General features: G+C 62.4%; 17 protein-coding genes. 16 read left to right on the top strand and 1 reads right to left on the bottom strand.

All coding sequences use genetic code 11. The features are described 5' to 3' along the window. Positions 1-13: 13 nt before the first annotated feature. Positions 14-1,624 carry an ABC transporter permease gene (locus ACFOKJ_RS02275; RefSeq protein ID WP_390276373.1) on the top strand — a complete coding sequence of 537 codons (1,611 nt, stop codon included), beginning with the start codon at positions 14-16 and terminating at the stop codon, positions 1,622-1,624. Continuing rightward, positions 1,624-2,667, top strand: a complete 1,044-nt coding sequence (locus tag ACFOKJ_RS02270) for an ABC transporter ATP-binding protein (RefSeq protein WP_390276372.1) — start codon at positions 1,624-1,626, stop codon at positions 2,665-2,667. Before ACFOKJ_RS02275 ends, ACFOKJ_RS02270 begins: the two co-directional genes overlap by 1 nt. An 85-nt stretch (positions 2,668-2,752) precedes the next feature. Here the strand turns inward: ACFOKJ_RS02270 and ACFOKJ_RS02265 are convergent, their stop codons facing one another. Beyond that, positions 2,753-3,607 (bottom strand): serine hydrolase, encoded by an 855-nt coding sequence (locus ACFOKJ_RS02265; RefSeq protein ID WP_390276371.1) that lies wholly within the window; start codon positions 3,605-3,607, stop codon positions 2,753-2,755. Between the two features lie 144 nt (positions 3,608-3,751). On the opposite strand from ACFOKJ_RS02265, the gene uvrB reads away from it, so the two are divergent. The 14 genes from uvrB (at position 3,752) to fliN (ending at position 17,561) form a co-directional block, all read left to right on the top strand. Further along, a complete protein-coding gene (gene uvrB / locus ACFOKJ_RS02260) occupies positions 3,752-5,767 on the top strand; it encodes an excinuclease ABC subunit UvrB (RefSeq protein ID WP_390276370.1) in 2,016 nt (671 codons plus the stop codon). 162 nt (positions 5,768-5,929) lie between these two features. Beyond that, positions 5,930-6,403 carry a low molecular weight protein-tyrosine-phosphatase gene (locus ACFOKJ_RS02255; protein WP_390276369.1) on the top strand — a complete coding sequence of 158 codons (474 nt, stop codon included), beginning with the start codon at positions 5,930-5,932 and terminating at the stop codon, positions 6,401-6,403. Positions 6,404-6,430: 27 nt separating this feature from the next. Then, the gene (locus tag ACFOKJ_RS02250) at positions 6,431-7,111 is read left to right on the top strand and encodes a chemotaxis protein CheB (RefSeq protein ID WP_390276368.1); all 681 of its coding nucleotides are present in this window, start codon (positions 6,431-6,433) and stop codon (positions 7,109-7,111) included. A gap of 33 nt (positions 7,112-7,144) precedes the next feature. Further along, positions 7,145-8,482: a sigma-54-dependent transcriptional regulator gene (locus ACFOKJ_RS02245; RefSeq protein WP_390276367.1), complete on the top strand. Its 1,338-nt coding sequence runs from the start codon at positions 7,145-7,147 to the stop codon at positions 8,480-8,482. Between the two features lie 32 nt (positions 8,483-8,514). Continuing rightward, positions 8,515-8,835 carry a flagellar hook-basal body complex protein FliE gene (fliE, locus tag ACFOKJ_RS02240; RefSeq protein ID WP_390276366.1) on the top strand — a complete coding sequence of 107 codons (321 nt, stop codon included), beginning with the start codon at positions 8,515-8,517 and terminating at the stop codon, positions 8,833-8,835. Between the two features lie 53 nt (positions 8,836-8,888). Continuing rightward, a complete protein-coding gene (fliF, locus tag ACFOKJ_RS02235; RefSeq protein WP_390276365.1) occupies positions 8,889-10,619 on the top strand; it encodes a flagellar basal-body MS-ring/collar protein FliF in 1,731 nt (576 codons plus the stop codon). Next, positions 10,612-11,610 (top strand): flagellar motor switch protein FliG, encoded by a 999-nt coding sequence (gene fliG / locus ACFOKJ_RS02230; protein ID WP_088966988.1) that lies wholly within the window; start codon positions 10,612-10,614, stop codon positions 11,608-11,610. Before fliF ends, fliG begins: the two co-directional genes overlap by 8 nt. Further along, positions 11,600-12,385 carry a FliH/SctL family protein gene (locus ACFOKJ_RS02225; protein WP_390276364.1) on the top strand — a complete coding sequence of 262 codons (786 nt, stop codon included), beginning with the start codon at positions 11,600-11,602 and terminating at the stop codon, positions 12,383-12,385. The genes fliG and ACFOKJ_RS02225 overlap by 11 nt, the downstream gene beginning before the upstream one ends. Beyond that, complete coding sequence (gene fliI / locus ACFOKJ_RS02220; protein WP_390276363.1) at positions 12,378-13,772, top strand: flagellar protein export ATPase FliI; 1,395 nt, start codon at positions 12,378-12,380, stop codon at positions 13,770-13,772. Before ACFOKJ_RS02225 ends, fliI begins: the two co-directional genes overlap by 8 nt. 14 nt (positions 13,773-13,786) lie before the next feature. After that, entirely contained in the window at positions 13,787-14,215 is a 429-nt protein-coding gene (fliJ, locus tag ACFOKJ_RS02215; protein WP_390276362.1) for a flagellar export protein FliJ, read from the top strand. Positions 14,216-14,269: 54 nt separating this feature from the next. Then, positions 14,270-15,454, top strand: a complete 1,185-nt coding sequence (locus tag ACFOKJ_RS02210) for a flagellar hook-length control protein FliK (protein ID WP_390276361.1) — start codon at positions 14,270-14,272, stop codon at positions 15,452-15,454. 92 nt (positions 15,455-15,546) lie between these two features. Then, positions 15,547-16,086, top strand: coding sequence for a flagellar basal body-associated FliL family protein (locus tag ACFOKJ_RS02205; RefSeq protein WP_390276360.1), 540 nt, complete (start codon positions 15,547-15,549; stop codon positions 16,084-16,086). A 13-nt stretch (positions 16,087-16,099) separates the two neighbouring features. Further along, on the top strand, positions 16,100-17,110 hold the full coding sequence (gene fliM, locus ACFOKJ_RS02200; protein WP_390276359.1) for a flagellar motor switch protein FliM: 1,011 nt from the start codon (positions 16,100-16,102) through the stop codon (positions 17,108-17,110). Beyond that, complete coding sequence (fliN, locus tag ACFOKJ_RS02195) at positions 17,103-17,561, top strand: flagellar motor switch protein FliN (protein WP_390276358.1); 459 nt, start codon at positions 17,103-17,105, stop codon at positions 17,559-17,561. The genes fliM and fliN overlap by 8 nt, the downstream gene beginning before the upstream one ends. Position 17,562 lies beyond the last annotated feature (1 nt).

Here is a 17,562-nt window from a genome sequence, read left to right as displayed (position 1 = left end):
AAGCACCCCTGTCATGAACCGACATCTTTCTGCCTGGTCGCACCGCCTGCTGGCGCTGGCCATCAGTCTGTTCACCATCGTGCCGCTGGGGGTGGTGATGCTGTCGGCGTTCACGCCGGACGAGGCGATCTGGCAGCACCTGCTGTCGTTCGCGCTGCCCGAGCTGCTGGCCAATACCGCGGTGATGCTGCTGGGGGTGTCGGCAGGCGTGCTACTGATCGGGGTATCGCTGGCCTGGCTGGTGGCGGTGTATGAGTTTCCGGGGCGGCGGCTGTTCAACTGGGCGCTGATGTTGCCGCTGGCGATGCCGGCCTATGTGCTGGCCTTTGCCCAGGTGGGCATCCTGGAGTTCTCCGGCCCGGTGCAGAGCCTGCTGCGACCGCATTTCGATAATATGCGCTGGTTCCCGCAGGTGCGTAGCACCTGGGGGCTGATCCTGGTGATGTCGCTGTCGTTCTATCCCTATGTCTACCTGCTGTCGCGCAATGCCTTCGCCACCATGGGGCGGCGGGCGCTGGAGGTCGGCCAGAGCCTGGGCTTGTCGCGGCGCGAAGGCTTCTGGCGCATTGCGCTGCCAATGGCGCGCCCGTGGATCATGGGCGGCCTGCTGCTGGTGGTAATGGAAAGCCTGGCCGATTTCGGCACCGTGGCGGTATTCAACTACGACACTTTCACTACCGCGGTCTACAAGGCCTGGTTCGCGCTGTTCTCGCTGGATACCGCCAAGCAGCTGGCCTCGCTGCTGGTGATCATGGTGTTTGCCATGCTGGTGCTGGAACAGCGCAGCCGTGGCCGTCGCGCCTATTCGCAGGCTGGTCGCGGCGCACCAGCGCCACGCATCGTGCTGGGTGGCTGGCAAGGCTGGGCGGCGGCTGCCGTAGCCAGTGCCGTGCTGCTGCTGGCGTTCGTGCTGCCGCTGCTGCAGCTGGGCTACTGGGCGTCGCGGGATTTTGCCAACCAGTTCAGTGCCGACTTCCTCGGCTATGCCTGGCGCTCGGTGCTGCTGTCGCTGCTGGCGGCGGTGCTGGTGACGTTTCTTGCCCTGCTGCTGTGCTATGTGGTGCGGCGCGAGGGTGGCCGGGCGTTCAAGTTGGCCGCACGGGTGGCCACCCTGGGTTATGCCATTCCCGGCACGGTGCTGGCGGTGGGGGTATTCGTACCGGTGGCCTGGCTGGATAACCAGATCATTGCGCTGATGGGCTGGGGGGGCGAGGTGACCGCGGTGTTCAAGGGTACCTTGCTGGCCATGCTGGTGGCCTTCGTGGCGCGCTTCCTGGCGGTGGCGTATTCCTCGGTGGAAACCGCGATGAACCGCATCACCCGCAGCCACGATGAAGCCGCGCGCAATCTTGGTGTTTCCGGCTGGGCGCTGCTGCGGCGTGTGTACCTGCCGCTGCTGTCCGGTGGGCTGTTTTCTGGCGTGCTGATGGTGTTTGTCGATGTGATGAAGGAAATGCCCATCACCCTGATGACCCGCCCCTTCGGCTGGGACACGCTATCGGTACGGGTATACAACATGACCAGCGAGGGCATGTGGGACCAGGCAGCACTGCCCGCCATCGCCATTGTGCTGGCCGGTTTGCTGCCGGTGATTCTGCTGTCGCGTCAACGGGATGTAGCCTGATGAGTTTGCTCGAATTGCAGTCGGTGTCGCAGTCGTACGGCGACCGTAACATCATTGATGACATGTCGTTTGCCTTGCAGGCCGGAGAGATAGCCTGCCTGCTGGGTAGCTCCGGTTGTGGCAAGACCACGGTGCTGCGCTGCATCGCCGGTTTCGAGCCGCTGCAGGGCGGCGAGATTCGCCTGGCCGGGCGCTGCATTGCCAGCGCTGCGGCCAACGTGCCGGCGCACCTGCGCGAAATCGGCATGGTGTTCCAGGACTACGCGCTGTTCCCGCACCTGTCGGTAGCGGAGAACATCGGCTTTGGCCTCGGGCGGATGCCCAGGACGCAGCGCGAGTCGCGGGTGGCCGCCATGCTGGAAGTGGTGGGGCTGGCCGCATATGGCAAGGCCTATCCGCACGAGCTGTCCGGCGGGCAGCAGCAGCGGGTGGCGCTGGCACGCGCGCTGGCACCGCAGCCGCGCCTGCTGCTGCTGGACGAGCCGTTCTCCAACCTGGATGTGGATTTGCGCGAGCGCCTGTCGCGCGAGGTGCGCGACATTCTCAAGTCACAGGGCACCACCGCCATCCTGGTGACGCACGACCAGCACGAGGCCTTTGCCATGGCGGACAAGGTAGGCGTCATGGCAGAGGGGCGGCTACAGCAATGGGCGGCGCCGTATCAGCTGTATCACGAGCCGGCAACACGCTACGTGGCGGATTTTATCGGCCAGGGCGCCTTCGTGCCTGGTAAGGTCACCGGCCCGCGCTGTGTCAGCCTGGAGCTGGGCGAATACTGCAGCGCGGTGCCGCGCCAGTTTGTGGTGGGGGATGCCGTTGACGTGCTGCTGCGGCCGGACGACGTGGTGCACGACGATGCCAGCAAGGTAAAGGCCAAGGTGCTGGCCAAGGTGTTCCGTGGTGCCGAGTTTGTCTATACCCTGCAGCTGGCCTCCGGTCACAGCGTGCTGGCACAGGTTCCCAGCCATCACGATCACGCCATTGGCGAAGCCATTGGCATCCGACTGGAGCTGGATCACCTGATTGCCTTCAAGCAGGTTTGAATCCAGCTTGTAACTGTACGCTGGCGGCCAAACAAAACGCCCTTGCAATAGATGCAAGGGCGTTTCTACTGGCGAGTGGGGAAGCTCAGCCCGACAGCCAGGTATTGGGGTGCGACTCCAGCCAGGTCTTGATCGACTTGGCATCGTTCACCCGCGCGGCCGAGCCGTTGGCGGCCAGCAGCACCATGATCATGCGCTGGCTGCCCACTGCGGCCTGCATCACCAGACAGCGGCCGGCTTCCTCGATATAGCCGGTCTTGGACAGGCCGATATCCCAGGCGCCTTCACGCACCAGCGAGTTGCTGTTCTTGTAATGCAGCACCCGGGTGGCGGTGGGGTGTGCGTAGTATTCGGCCGTGGTGGTGAACTGGCGGATCAGCGGGTAGGTGGAGGCCGCCTTCACCATGCGCACCAGGTCCATGGCGGTGCCGGTATTGCGCATGTCCAGCCCGGTGGCGTCATGGAAAATGGTGTTGCGCATGCCCAGCGAGCGTGCCTTGCGGTTCATCTGCGCCACGAAGGCCGCCTTGCCGCCGGGATAGGTACGCGCCAGCGAGGCAGCGGCACGGTTCTCCGACGACATCAACGCCAGCAGCAGCATTTCGCGGCGGGTCAGCGTGGAGCCAACTGCCAGCCGCGAGCTGGTGTTCTTCAGACGATCGATTTCATCATCGGTAATGGTGATTTCGGCATCCAGCGGCAGATTGGCGTCCAGTGCCACCATGGCGGTCATCAGCTTGGTGATGGAGGCAAACGGCTGTATCTGGTTGGCGTTCTTTTCGTAAATCAGCTGCCCGGTTTCGGCATCCACCACGGCAACGGCGTGCGAGCTTAGCTGTGGGCCGGCTTCCACGGTGGCAAAGTTGACTTTCTGGGCTGCGCCGGCCATCAATGGGGCGCCGGCCAGGCAAACCAGCATGGCCAGAGTTCTTAGCATCATGATTTTGGCTCCGATGCGAGTTTATTGCGATTCGATATTCCAATTTTAAATTGAAATAAAGCGGTTGTGCGGGAGAAATTGCCCCGTCAGCCATGACTGGCGCGGTTTTCGGCTACAATCCGCGTGACATACGAGTGAGACACTATGCTTGTGACCTATCCCGGCAGCCCTTTCCGGCTGCATCAGCCTTTTCCGCCCGCTGGCGACCAGCCAACGGCGATTGCCAGCCTGGTCGAAGGCCTGTCGGATGGTCTGAGTTACCAGACCCTGCTGGGCGTCACCGGTTCCGGCAAGACCTATACCATGGCCAACGTCATCGCGCAGACTGGCCGGCCGGCCATCATCATGGCGCACAACAAGACCTTGGCCGCACAGCTGTACAGCGAGATGCGCGAGTTCTTTCCCGAAAATGCGGTCGAGTATTTCGTCTCCTACTATGACTACTACCAGCCGGAAGCCTATGTGCCGAGCCGGGATCTGTTCATCGAGAAAGATTCCAGCATCAACGAGCATATCGAGCAGATGCGGCTGTCGGCCACCAAGAGCATCCTGGAGCGGCCCGACTGCGTGATCGTGGCCACCGTATCCGCTATTTACGGTATCGGTGATCCCACCGAATACCACCAGATGATCCTGCACCTGAAGGAAGGCGAGAGCACGCCGCAGCGCGAGATCATCAGCCGTCTCACCGCCATGCAGTACGATCGCAATGATATGGATTTCGCCCGCGGCACCTTCCGTGTGCGCGGCGACGTGATCGACATCTTCCCGGCGGAAAGCAACGACACCGCGCTGCGTGTCAGCCTGTTCGACGACGAAGTGGAAACACTGACCCTGTTCGACCCGCTGACCGGTGTCACCAAGCAGCGGGTGGGGCGCTTTACCGTATATCCGGGCAGCCACTATGTGACACCGCGCGACACCGTGCTGCGCGCCTGCGAAAAGATCAAGGAAGAGCTGCGGCAGCGTATCGAGTGGTACAACAAGGAAGGCAAGCTGGTGGAGGCACAGCGCATCGAGCAGCGCACCCGCTTCGACCTGGAAATGCTGTATGAAATGGGCTTCTGTAAGGGCATCGAGAACTACTCGCGGCACTTTTCCGGCCGCGCGCCGGGCGAGGCGCCGCCGACGCTGATCGACTACCTGCCCAAGAATGCCCTGATGTTCATCGACGAAAGCCACGTCACCGTGCCGCAGGTGGGAGCGATGTACAAGGGTGATGCGGCGCGCAAGCAGAACCTGGTGGAGTATGGCTTCCGCCTGCCGTCGGCGGTGGACAACCGGCCGCTGAAGTTCCATGAGTTCGAAAAACTGATGCCGCAGACCGTATTCGTTTCGGCTACGCCGTCCGATTATGAAGGTACGCATGCCGGCCAGGTGGTGGAGCAGGTCGTGCGGCCAACCGGTCTGGTCGACCCGGTGATCGAGATACGCCCGGTAGCCACCCAGGTAGACGACTTGTTGTCTGAAATCCGGCTGCGCATCGATCTGGGCGAGCGTGTGCTGGTGACCACGCTGACCAAGCGCATGGCGGAGCAGCTGGCCGACTACTACACCGAGCACAACGTGAAGGTGCGCTACCTGCACTCCGATATCGATACCGTGGAGCGGGTGGAGATCATCCGCGACCTGCGCCTGGGCATGTTCGACGTGCTGATCGGCATCAACTTGCTGCGCGAGGGCCTGGACATTCCGGAGGTGAGTCTGGTGGCGATCCTGGACGCCGACAAGGAAGGCTTCCTGCGCAGCGAGCGCAGCCTGATCCAGACCATAGGCCGCGCCGCGCGCAACCTTAACGGCAAGGCATTGCTGTACGCCGACCGCATCACCAATTCCATGCAGCGCGCCATCGACGAAACCGAGCGCCGCCGCGCCAAGCAGCTGGCGTTCAACGCCGAGCACGGCATCGTGCCGCAGGGCGTGAACAAGAAGATCAAGGACATCATCGACGGCGTCTACCATGACAAGTCGCAGCAGCGGCAGCAGTTGGCCGACACCGCGCGCGTGGCGATGATGGACGAGAAAACGCTGGCCAAGGAAATCAAGCGGCTGGAAAAAGCCATGCTGGAAGCGGCGCGCAATCTGGAATTCGAACAGGCGGCCAAGCTGCGCGACGAACTGAAGACGCTGAAAGAAAAAGCCTGGCTCAATGATATGTAAGAGCGTGTTCACGATCTCGCGAGCTAGGGTGAGACAAGGCGAAAACGGCTGAGGAAGCGGAGTTTACATAGAGTAAATGCGCATACCTGAGTCGAACTTAACGCTGTATCACCGGCGCGCAGCAGATCGAGAACCGACTCTAAGTCGGCAGAAGGGAAGAGCATGCAAGACAAGCTGCGGGTATTGATGGTGTGCATGGGCAATATCTGCCGCTCACCCACCATGGAGGGCGTGCTGCGCGCCAGGTTGGCCGCATACGGCCTGCAGGACCGGGTCGAGGTGGATTCCGCCGGTACCCATGATTACCACATCGGCCGCGCACCCGATCCGCGCACCCAGGCCGCCGCGGCACGTCGCGGTTACGACCTGTCGGCACAGCGTGCGCGCCAGGTAACGGCGAGGGATTTCTCGGATTTCGACTTCGTGCTGGTCGCCGATCAGGACAATCTGGCCAATCTGGCACCGCTGCGCGCTGGTCGAGGAGTGGAGCCGCTGCTGCTATTGTCGATACTGGAGCCAGGTGCCGAGGTGCCGGACCCGTACTATGGCGGCCCGCAGGGCTTCGAAACCGTGCTCGATCTGGTGGAGGAAGCCTGCGATGCCTGGTGCCGCCACTGGCAGCAGTCGCTGCGCTAGTTACTGCTTGTCGCAAATGGGGAAAACATGGCCAGTGCCAACAGAAAACAAGATGCCCAACCCTTGACCGTGGCGCCCAGCCATAGCGCCGATGTCATCCTGCATCGCCAGCCGGTGCGCACGGCGCTGGGCAAACTGCCGCTGATCGCCATCGGTTCCTCCACCGGCGGAACCGAGGCGCTGCGCGTGCTGCTCAGTGCCTTGCCTGCCGAGATGCCGCCCATCGTGGTGACGCAGCACATGCCGGAAATGTTCACCAAGTCGTTTGCCAGCCGGCTCGACGCGCTGTGTCGTCTGCGGGTGAAGGAAGCCGAAGACGGCGAGCGTCTGCAACCTGGAACGGTGTACATCGCCCCCGGACATTCGCACCTGCTGGTCAAATCCACCAATGGCATCGCCTATGCCGCCAGCCTGCACCAGGGGCCGCCGGTAAATCGGCACAAGCCATCGGTGGACGTGCTGTTCCGCTCCGCGGCCAACGTGGCCGGCAAACACTGTATCGGCGTGATCCTCACCGGCATGGGGCGTGATGGTGCTGCCGGCATGCTGGAGCTGCGCGAAGCTGGCGCCATCAATATTGCCCAGGACGAAGCCAGCTGCGTGGTGTTCGGCATGCCCAAGGAAGCGATCGCCAGCGGCGGCGTGCACGAGGTGCTGCCGCTGCAGAGCATTGCCAGCCGGCTGCTGGCGCTGTGTGCCGCCCGCTAGTGGCAGCACGGTAACAATGGAACACGATATTCAATGAAACGCTTGCCTGTTTTGGTGGTGGAAGATGATGTCGACCTGCGCGAAGCGCTGGTCGATACCCTGATGTTGGCCGGCTTCCAGGTGGTGGAAGCCGCTGATGGCGAGGCGGCGCTGCAGGTGCTGCAGCATGAACCGGTGGGGCTGGTGATTTCCGATGCGCAGATGCAGCCGATGGACGGCTACAGCCTGTTCTTCCAGATCAAGGACCGTTATCCGGGGCTGCCTTTCATTCTGATGACTGCCTATGGGGTGATCGAACGCGCCATCGAACTGCTGCGCGCCGGCGCCAGCCACTACCTGCTGAAGCCGTTCGAACCGCAGCAGCTGATAGCCGAGGTCGGGCGCTTCGTGCTGGATGCGCCGGAGGTCAGCGCAGATACCCTGGTGGCGGAGTCGCCTGCCATGCGCAGGCTGCTGTCCATTGCCAGCCGGGTGGCGCCCAGCGACGCCAGTGTGCTGATCAGCGGCCCCAGCGGTGCCGGCAAGGAAGTGCTGGCGCGCTTCATGCACCAGCACTCGCGACGCAAGGATGGCCCCTTCGTGGCGGTGAATTGCGCGGCGATTCCGGATAGCCTGCTGGAGTCCACCTTGTTCGGGCACGAGAAGGGCGCGTTCACTGGCGCCACTACCAGCCTGGCTGGCAAGTTCGAGCAGGCGCAAGGTGGCACCATCCTGCTGGACGAAATTACCGAGATGCCGCTGTCGCTGCAGGCCAAGCTGCTGCGGGTGTTGCAGGAGCGCGAAGTGGAGCGGGTGGGGGGTACCCGTACCATCAAGCTGGATATTCGCGTGCTGGCCACCAGCAACCGGGATATTCAGGCTGAAGTCGCCGCTGGCCGCTTCCGTGAGGACCTGTACTTCCGGCTCAATGTTTTCCCGCTGCAGCTGCCCGGCCTCGCGGAGCGGGCGGAGGATATTCTGCCCTTGGCACGGAAATTGCTCAAAAAACATGCCGACGCAGTAGGCAAGCCCAATTTAACACTTGGCAACGATGCCGAACGAGAATTGACTGCCTATAGTTGGGAAGGTAACATCCGCGAGCTGGACAATGTAATGCAGCGGGCGGCAATTCTTGCCGCCGGGACGGAGGTTTTTGCCGCCGATCTGATGCTGGAGTCTGTGCTGCCGGAGCAAGCTGTTACCTTGCCGCGGGTCTCTTCGGAAGCCTCTGCGGACGAACAGGCGATGGACATGCGGTCCATCGAGAAAAAGCATATTCTGGAAGCGGTGGGCGGTGTCAAGAAACTGGCCGCCGAGCGTCTGGGGATCAGTGAACGAACCCTGCGCTACAAGCTGCAGCGTTACCGTGAAGAAGATGGTGACGCCACCTGAACGCAGGTGGAAACAGACAGGTAGAAATCGACATGTCTACGCAAGGCATCAACCAGCTGCTGGGTGAACTCAAGGCGATGTCGGCACTGGCTGCCGGCAAGCCGGCGGAAGCGCCGGCGCAGGCGCCTGAGGTCGACTTTTCTTCGGTGTTGCAGTCGACGCTGGAGCAGGTCAACCAGGTGCAGCAAACCTCCCAGGAGCTGCAGAAACGCTTCGAACTGGGTGAAGAAGGGGTCAACATCCAGGATGTGATGGTGACCATGCAGAAAGCCAGCCTGAGCTTCCAGACCATGGTGCAGGCTAGAAACAAACTGGTTTCGGCCTACCAGGAAATCATGAATACGCAAGTGTAGCGCTGCTGTGAGGCTCGCCTGCAGCGGTAAACCTATAACGAAATAACCACTGTATGGCTGATCTGGTAGACAACGCTACGCCTGCCTGGAAAGCGCGCCTCAATGACATGACGGCGCGCTTCAATGCACTCCCCAACAATCGCAAGATTCTGCTTTTTGCCGCACTTGCTGCGGTATTGTCTATTGTCATTGCCCTGGCGGCCTTCAATCGCGACCCTGGGTACAAGATCCTGTTCTCCGGCATTGCCGATCGTGACGGTGGTCAGATCACTGCTGCCTTGCAGCAGATGAACGTGCCGTACCAGCTGGGTGAGGGCGGGGTAATTTCCGTGCCCAGTGACAAGGTCTACGACACCCGCCTGCGGCTGGCGTCACAGGGGCTGCCCAAGGCCGGCGGCGTCGGTTTCGAGCTGATGGACAAGCAGAAATTCGGCATCAGCCAGTTTGCCGAGCAGGTCAATTACCAGCGCTCCATCGAAGGCGAGCTGGCGCGTACCATTGAATCCGTCGCTGCGGTGAACAGCGCCCGCGTGCACCTGGCCATTCCCAAGCAAAGCGTGTTCGTGCGCGATCAGCAGCTGCCCACCGCTTCCGTGATGCTGGAGTTGCGCGGCGGCCGCATTCTGGATGCCGGCCAGATCGCCGGTATCGTCTATCTGGTATCCAGTGCGGTTCCCAACCTGCCGATACGCAATGTGTCGGTGGTGGACCAGGATGGCAACTTGCTGTCCACGGTGCAGGATGGCGGCAATAACGGCATGGACCGCCGTCAGCTGGCTTTTGTGCGCCAGATCGAGGCCGATTACGCCAAGCGGGTGGAGGCGATCCTGGAGCCGATCTTCGGCCGCGGCAATGCCCGCGCCCAGGTTACCGCCAGTGTCGATTTCTCCGAGGTGGAGCAGACATCGGAGACCTACCGGCCGAACTCCACGCCCAACCCGTCCGCCACCCGCAGCCAGCAGATCATGGAAACGCTGGGCAGGGATGCCAGCCTGCCGTCCGGAGTGCCTGGCGCGCTGACCAATCAGCCGCCCAGCGCGGCATCCGCGCCGCTGACGCTGCCGCCGGGCGCTGCGCCGGGTACTGCCACGCTGTCCGGTCTGCCGATGGGGGGCGCCTCTGGCAGTGTGCATCGCGAGATCACCACCAATTACGAAGTCGACAAGACCATTCAGCATACCAAGCAGCCGCAGGGCAATATCAAGCGCCTGACTGCAGCGGTGGTGGTGAACTACAAGATGGTGACGGACAACAATGGCGAAGCCAAGCCCACGCCGATGTCCGCCAAGGAATACCAGCAGATCACCGACCTGGTAAAGGAAGCGGTTGGCTATAATCAGGAACGCGGCGACTCGGTGAATGTTGTCAACGCCAGCTTTGCCGAGGCAGTGCCGACAGTGTCCACCAAGGACAGGCTGGTGGAGTACGCCACCGACAATGCGGCCAACCTGATCAAGTACGGCTTGTTGATTCTGGCGGTGCTGTACCTGCTGTTTGGTGTGGTGCGCCCCATCATGCGTGACGTGGTCAAGCCGGCACCAGCCGAACCGCTGGAGGGCGCCGCCGGCGAGCAGGCAGCCGCCACCGGTGGTCGCCTGCTGGCAGTAGCCGGGGAAGAAGGTGCCGAAGGCGAGGGCGGAGCCGGTTCGCTGGAATCGCAGGATCCGAAAGAGCAGCAGCGCCGGCAGTACGAACTCAAGCTGCAGGGTGCGCGTGATCTGGTAAGGGCCGATCCGCGCATGGCTGCACAGATCATCAAGGAATGGATTGCGTCCGATGAGTGATGCCGGTATCCGCCGCAGCTCCGTGCTGCTGTTCAGCCTGGGGCAGGCCGAGGCCATCGAGGTATTCAAGTACCTCGGGCCAAAGGAAGTGCAGAAGCTGAGCCTGGCCATGTCGGGGCTGAGCAACCTCAGCCACGAGGAAGTGGAAAAGGTTGTTGGCCAGTTCGAGGAAGAGTACGCCGCGCGTGCCAACTTCGGCGCCACCGACGAATACCTGCGCAACGTGCTGATCGAGGCGCTGGGCCCGGACAAGGCGGCCAACCTGCTGGACAAGATCCTACAGGGCAACGACCACAGCGGTATCGAAAGCCTGAAGTGGATGGACCCGTCCTCGGCTGCCGACCTGATCCGCAACGAGCACCCGCAGATCATTGCCACCATCATGGTGCACCTGGATCCGGATCTTTCCAGTGCCATCCTGGCCTATTTCCCGGAGCGGCTGCGCAACGAAGTGCTGATCCGTACCGCCACGCTGGAAGGCGTGCAGCCGCAGGCGCTGCGCGAGCTGAACGATGTGCTGACCCAGCTGTTGTCCGGCTCCGATCGTATCAAGAAGAGTGCCGCTGGTGGTGTGGGCATGACCGCGGAAATCCTCAACTTCCTGGGCTCCAACGTGGAAGCCTCGGCGCTGTCCTACATCCGCGAGTACGATCCGGAACTGGCGCAGCGCATCCAGGACAAGATGTTTGTGTTCGACAACCTGCTGGAGATCGACGACCGCTCCATTCAGACCATTCTGCGCGAAGTGCAGTCCGATTCGCTGGTGGTGGCCCTCAAGGGCACCAGCCAGGAGCTCAAGGACAAGATCTTCCGCAATATGTCGAGCCGTGCTGCCGAGATGCTGCGCGACGATCTGGAGTCCAAGGGGCCGGTCAAGCTGTCGGAAGTGGAAGCCGAGCAGAAGGAAATTCTCAAGATCGTGCGCAGGCTGGCCGACGAAGGCCAGATCGTGCTAGCCAGCAAGGGTGGAGACGAAGGCCTTGTCGAATAACAATGTGATTCCGGCTGAGGCGCTGGGGCAGTGGAAGTCCTGGCGTTTTGGTGAGCTGGGGGCAGACCCCGCGCAGCAGTTACCGCCGGAGCAGACTGCAGATACCAGTGAACCCCCTGCCCAGGGGGTTTCTGTATTGGAGCCGGCGCTGGACCAGGCCATGCCTGAGCCCTTGCCGGAGACGGACGCGCTGGAGCCGGAGCCGGAAGAGGCGCCGCTGGCCTACCCCACGGCGGCCGAACTGGAAGCCATTCACCAGGAGGCCTGGCAGGCAGGCTTTGATGCCGGACAGCAGGAAGGCCTGCAGCAGGGGCGCGCTGCCGGCGAGGCCGCGGCACAGGCGGAAGTTGCCGCGCGTTTTGCCGAGCACTGGCAGCCATTGCAGGCGTTGCAACAGAGCTTTGAACAGCAGTTGCAGCAACTCGGGCAGGATCTTTCCGGCGACGTGCTGACCCTGGCGGTGGAATTGGCGGAGCGTATCGTGGCGGCGCATATCGAGCTGGATCATGCTGCGATGCTGCCGCTGGTGCAGCAGGCGCTGGACGAGGTTGGCCAGGGTTTGTTGCAGGCCAGGGTGCGCGCGCATCCGGCCGATATCGGCATCATCGAAAGTTTTGCCACCCGCCAATACCCCGGCGTGAACTGGCACTGGCTGGCGGACGAGGCGGTGGATCGCGGCGGCTGCCTGATCGAGACCAGTCAGCGCAAGATCGATCTGTCCTTACCGCAGCGGCTGCAGGCGCTGCGCCGTGCGCTGGGAGTACAGGATGACTGAACTGTTGGCCGCGCAGCGCCGTTTCCTGCAATCCTGCCGCGAGGCGGCGGCCCAGGCGCCGCTGTGGCAGGTGCAGGGGCAGCTGGTCCGCGTGACCGGGCTGGTGATGGAGGCGGTGGGCCTGCGGCTGCCGGTGGGGAGCGCCTGCACCGTGGAGGTGGCCCCCGGCCATGTGGTGGAGGCCGAGGTGGTCGGCTTTTCCGAAGAGCGGCTGTTTCTGATGCCGCTGACCAATATCCAGGGGCTGCTGCCAGGCACGCCGGTCAAGCCGGTGGTGTCGTACCAGCCGCCGGACTACCAGCAAAGCAGCGTCAAGCCGGAAGTCAACGGCCCGCTGGGGCGGCAGGTACCGGTAGGGCTCAGCCTGCTGGGGCGAGTGCTGGATTCGCTGGGCCGGCCGCTGGACGGCAAGGGGCCGGTGTACCCGGATGCCTACTTCCCCTTGTACAGTCAGCCACTGAACCCCTTGCATCGCACGCCGGTGCACGATGTGCTGGATGTGGGGGTGAAAGCGATCAACGGTCTGCTCACCGTTGGCCGCGGCCAACGTCTGGGCCTGTTTGCCGGCTCCGGTGTCGGCAAATCGGTGCTGCTGGGCATGATGGCGCGCTTCACCCGTGCCGATGTGGTGGTGGTGGGGCTGATCGGCGAGCGTGGCCGCGAGGTGAAGGACTTCATCGAGAACATTCTCGGCGAGGAAGGCCTGGCGCGCTCGGTGGTGGTGGCTGCCCCCGCCGACATGCCGCCATTGATGCGCTTGCATGGCTCCGCCTACGCCACCGCACTGGCGGAGTACTTCCGTGCGCAGGGGCTGGATGTGCTGCTGTTGATGGATTCGGTTACCCGTTATGCCATGGCGCAGCGCGAGATTGCACTGGCCATCGGCGAGCCGCCAGTGAGCAAGGGGTATCCGCCGTCGGTATTTGCCAAGCTGCCACAGCTGATCGAGCGTGCCGGCAATGGCGAGGCTGGTGGCGGCTCGATCACCGCGTTTTATACCGTGCTGTCGGAGGGCGATGACCAGCAGGACCCGATTGCCGACTCGGCGCGGGCGATCCTGGATGGCCACTTCGTGCTGTCGCGCGAGCTGGCCGAATCCGGTCATTACCCGGCCATCGATATCGAACAGTCGATTTCACGGGTGATGGTGGACGTAGTCAGCCGTTCGCACATGGACCTGGCGCGGCGCTTCAAGCAGCTGTTCTCGCGCTATATGCGCAGCCGTGACCTGATCAGCGTCGGCGCCTACGTGCCGGGCTCCGACCCGATGCTGGACGAAGCCATCCGCCGCCACGGCCAGATGGTGTCATTTCTCACCCAGTCGATGCATGAAAACTTCGACTTTGCCAGCTGCAGCGGCATGCTGGGCGAAACCCTGGCCGGTTGATTCGGCGCTGAATCATGAGCAAGTTCGCGCTACTGCTACGTTTGGCCAGCGACCGCCTGGAGGCGGCGGCGGAGCGCATGCGCAAGGCACAGCAGGCGCAGCAACATGCCCAGCAGATGCTGCTGCAACTGGATGGCTTTATTGCCGATTATCAGCAGCGCATGCTCAGCCAGGGGCAGGCGGGCATGTCGGTGCTGCAGTGGCAGGATTTCCGCCTGTTCATGCAAAAGCTGGATGATGCCCGCGAGCAGCAACAGCAGGAGGTGGAGCGCAGCGCGCAGCGCTTCCTGGTGGAAAAGCAGGCCTGGTTGCTGGAGCGGCGCAAGCTCAAATCCTACGAGGTGCTGCAGAAGCGCGAGGAAAAACGTGCCGCGCTCAGCCAGAAGCGCCGCGAGCAGAAGACCCTGGACGAGTTTTCCGCCCGGCTGAAAAAACCGGGCTGACAGCTGGCACGCAATCTGCTTTACCGCTGCATCCAGTCAAAAGGGGCAAGCACCATGGCCCATGCAATTTCTGCCGCAAGCACCGTCAATCATCAGACACCATCCACCGCCGCTGCAGCCAGCGCGCAGAGCGGTGATAACAGTATCTTTTCCCTGCTGCTATCGCAGCTACAGGGCAGTGGCGAGGACGCCACGCTATCGCCAGGGCTTGGCGGCCTGCTGGGCAAGGGTAAGGCCATGGCGGAGCCGTCTGCTGCTGGCGATGCCAGTGCCTTTGCCCAGGCAGTGCAGCTGCTGATGCCGGGTTACCAGCCACTGCATGGCTTGCCAGGCAGCAACGGGCGGCAGCAATTGCCAGAGTCGGCAGGATTTGCCGGTCAGCCCTTGCCGTCGCAGGCGATCACCGCCTTGCTGGCCAGCCAGGCGCAGCACTCGGAGGTAATCAGCCAGCGCCTGGCCCAGGCTGATGCCGCCGGGGCGGGGGAGGCGGCTGCATTCGATGTCAGCCAGTTGTTGCCGGGCACCGACGATGGAGAGCTGGCACAGCTGGATACCCAGGCTACGGTCGCTGGTCTGGTAGAGGCTGGCAAGGGGAGTGCGCGGCGTGGCGGCGTGCTGCCGGACGATGTGCGATTGATGTTCCGCGCCGAGGCCGCTGCTGCCGACGATGAGCTGCAGCAGGCGGTACCGCAGCTGGACGATACGCATGCTGCCAACCTGGCTGCGGCATCGCTGCCGACCGCAGGTGCCAGCCAGGCACTGAACCACGAGCTTAGCCAGCCCATGGCACGCGGCAGTCAGGCCTGGCGGCATGAGTTCGCCGAAAAGCTGGGCCAGATGGTGCAGTTCAAACTCGATTCCGCCAGCATCAAAGTGACGCCGGAGCATCTCGGCCCTCTGGATATCTCCATCAGCTTCGATTCGCAGAACAAGGCGCAGATCAACGTGGTGGCGGCCAACCATGCCGCCCGCGAGATCGTGGAAAGCAGCTTGCCGCAATTGGGCCGCATGCTGGAACAATCCGGCATCCAGCTGGGGAATGTGGAGGTCAGCTCGCAGCAGCAGTTTGCCCAGCAGCAGGCCCAGCATTGGCAGCATGGCCAGCAGCGCGGCCAGCAGCAGCGTACCCCGGCAGACGAGACTCAGGCACGTGGTGACGAGGCGGTAGCGGCGCTGGGCGCAGCCGAATTGCAGCCGGAAACGGTGGCGGCGAGCGATCAGCTCAGTATCCGGGCTTGATATAAAGGGCTTTTCACCGTCAGCCCTGTTCAATCGTGGTGGAAATGGGGAAAATAGCGGGCAATCATTTCCCGCTAGCGAGTTGAGCAAAGATGGCTGAAAAAAAGGAAGACACCAAGGCACCCGTGGCAGCTGCACCGGCAGCAGGTGGTAATAAAAAACTTATCATCATTGTCATCGTTCTTCTGGTGGTGCTGTTGGCCGCCATTGGTGGCCTGGCAGCCTATCTGATCCTGGGGCAGTCGCATGCGCCGGCAGCGGCCAGTGCCGAGCACAGTCAGGAAGCCGAGCCCAAGAAGGAAAAGAAAGAAGGTCCGCCGATTTTCGAAAAGCTGGACTCTTTCGTGGTGAACCTGACCGGCGGCCCGACTGCACCTATGCTGCAAGTGGAAATGCAGGCGGAACTGGCGGATGAAGAAGCCAAGAACAACTTCAAGGCCTACATGCCGAAGATCCGCAGTGCCGTGATTCTGCTACTGTCCTCCAAGACCGAAGAAGAACTGGCCACGCCGGACGGCAAGGTCAAGCTGCGTGCCCAGATCAAACGCATCATGAACGAAGCGATGGACGCTGCCGAAACCGAACCGGTGGAAGGCGTGCTGTTTACTTCCTTCATCATCCAGCAGCAGTAATACATACCGAGCTATGGCCGACGAGATCCTGTCCCAGGAAGAGGTAGACGCGTTACTGCGCGGTGTTACCGGGGAAGAGGAAGATGATGGCGATTCCGGCGACGGAAGTTCGATACGTTCCTACGACATTGGTCGGCAGGAACGTATCGTCCGTGGCCGCATGCCCACGCTCGAAATCATCAACGAGCGTTTTGCGCGCAACCTGCGCATTGGCTTTTTCAATTTCATCCGCCGCAATGCCGAAATCTCGGTCGGGCCGGTGCGGGTGCAGAAATACAGCGAATTCATTCGCAACCTGGTAGTACCCACCAACCTGAACCTGGTGCACATCAAGCCACTGCGTGGTACCGGCTTGCTGATTTTTGACCCGGACCTGGTGTTTCTGGTGGTGGACAACCTGTTCGGCAGCGATGGCCGCTTTCACGTGCGGGTGGAGGGGCGCGATTTCACGCCGACCGAGCAGCGCATCATCCAGAAACTGCTGGAAGTGGTATTTACCGAGTACCAGAAAGCCTGGGAGCCGGTATATCCGATCGAGTTCGGCTATATCCGTTCCGAGATGAACACCCAGTTCGCCAACATCGCCACCCCTACCGAGGTGGTGGTGGCGGTGACTTTCCATATCGAACTGGGTGCTGGCGGCGGTGACTTCCACGTCTGCCTGCCGTACTCGATGGTGGAGCCGCTGCGCGACCTGCTGTCCAGCACCATGCAGGCAGACCGCACCGAGGTGGATAACCGCTGGGTGAACCTGATGCAGCGTCAGGTACAGGCGGCAGAGGTGGAGCTGGTCGCTACCCTGGCCCAGGCCAAGATTACCCTGGGGCAGATTCTGAACTTGAAGGAAGGGGACGTCGTGATGGTGGATGTCCCTGAAAAGATTGTGGCTGATGTATCGGGCATCCCGGTACTGTCCTGTAGCTACGGCACGGTATCGGGCAATTATGCGCTGAAGGTGGATGAAATCCTGGCCGGCGCGCACGATCTGGCCGACTTGCCCAATGGAGAAAACGAAGATGGCTGAAGAACAAGGCTTTGATCCGGATTCCGTGGCCGGCATGGAAGGCGCGGGCGGCGACGATGTGATGGACGACTGGGCCGCGGCGATGGCGGAGCAGGAGCAGGTGGATGCTGCCGCTGCTGCTACAGAAGTGAAGCCGGCCACCTCGCTGTTCCAGGACTTCTCTGCCGCTGGCGCTGCGCAGTCGGTACCGCAGAACCTGGACATGATCCTGGACATCCCGGTGCAGCTTACCGTGGAACTGGGGCGTACCAAGATCGCCATCCGCAACCTGCTGCAGCTGGCGCAGGGCTCGGTGGTGGAGCTGGATGGCCTGGCCGGCGAGCCGATGGATGTGCTGGTGAACGGCTGCCTGATCGCCCAGGGCGAAGTGGTGGTGGTGAATGACAAGTTCGGTATCCGTCTGACCGATATCATTACCCCGGCCGAGCGGCTGCGCCGGCTGCAGAAATGAG

The sequence above is a fragment of the Vogesella amnigena genome (assembly GCF_042648905.1).
GTDB lineage: Bacteria > Pseudomonadota > Gammaproteobacteria > Burkholderiales > Chromobacteriaceae > Vogesella > Vogesella amnigena.
This window is presented reverse-complemented; position numbering and strand designations above follow the sequence as displayed.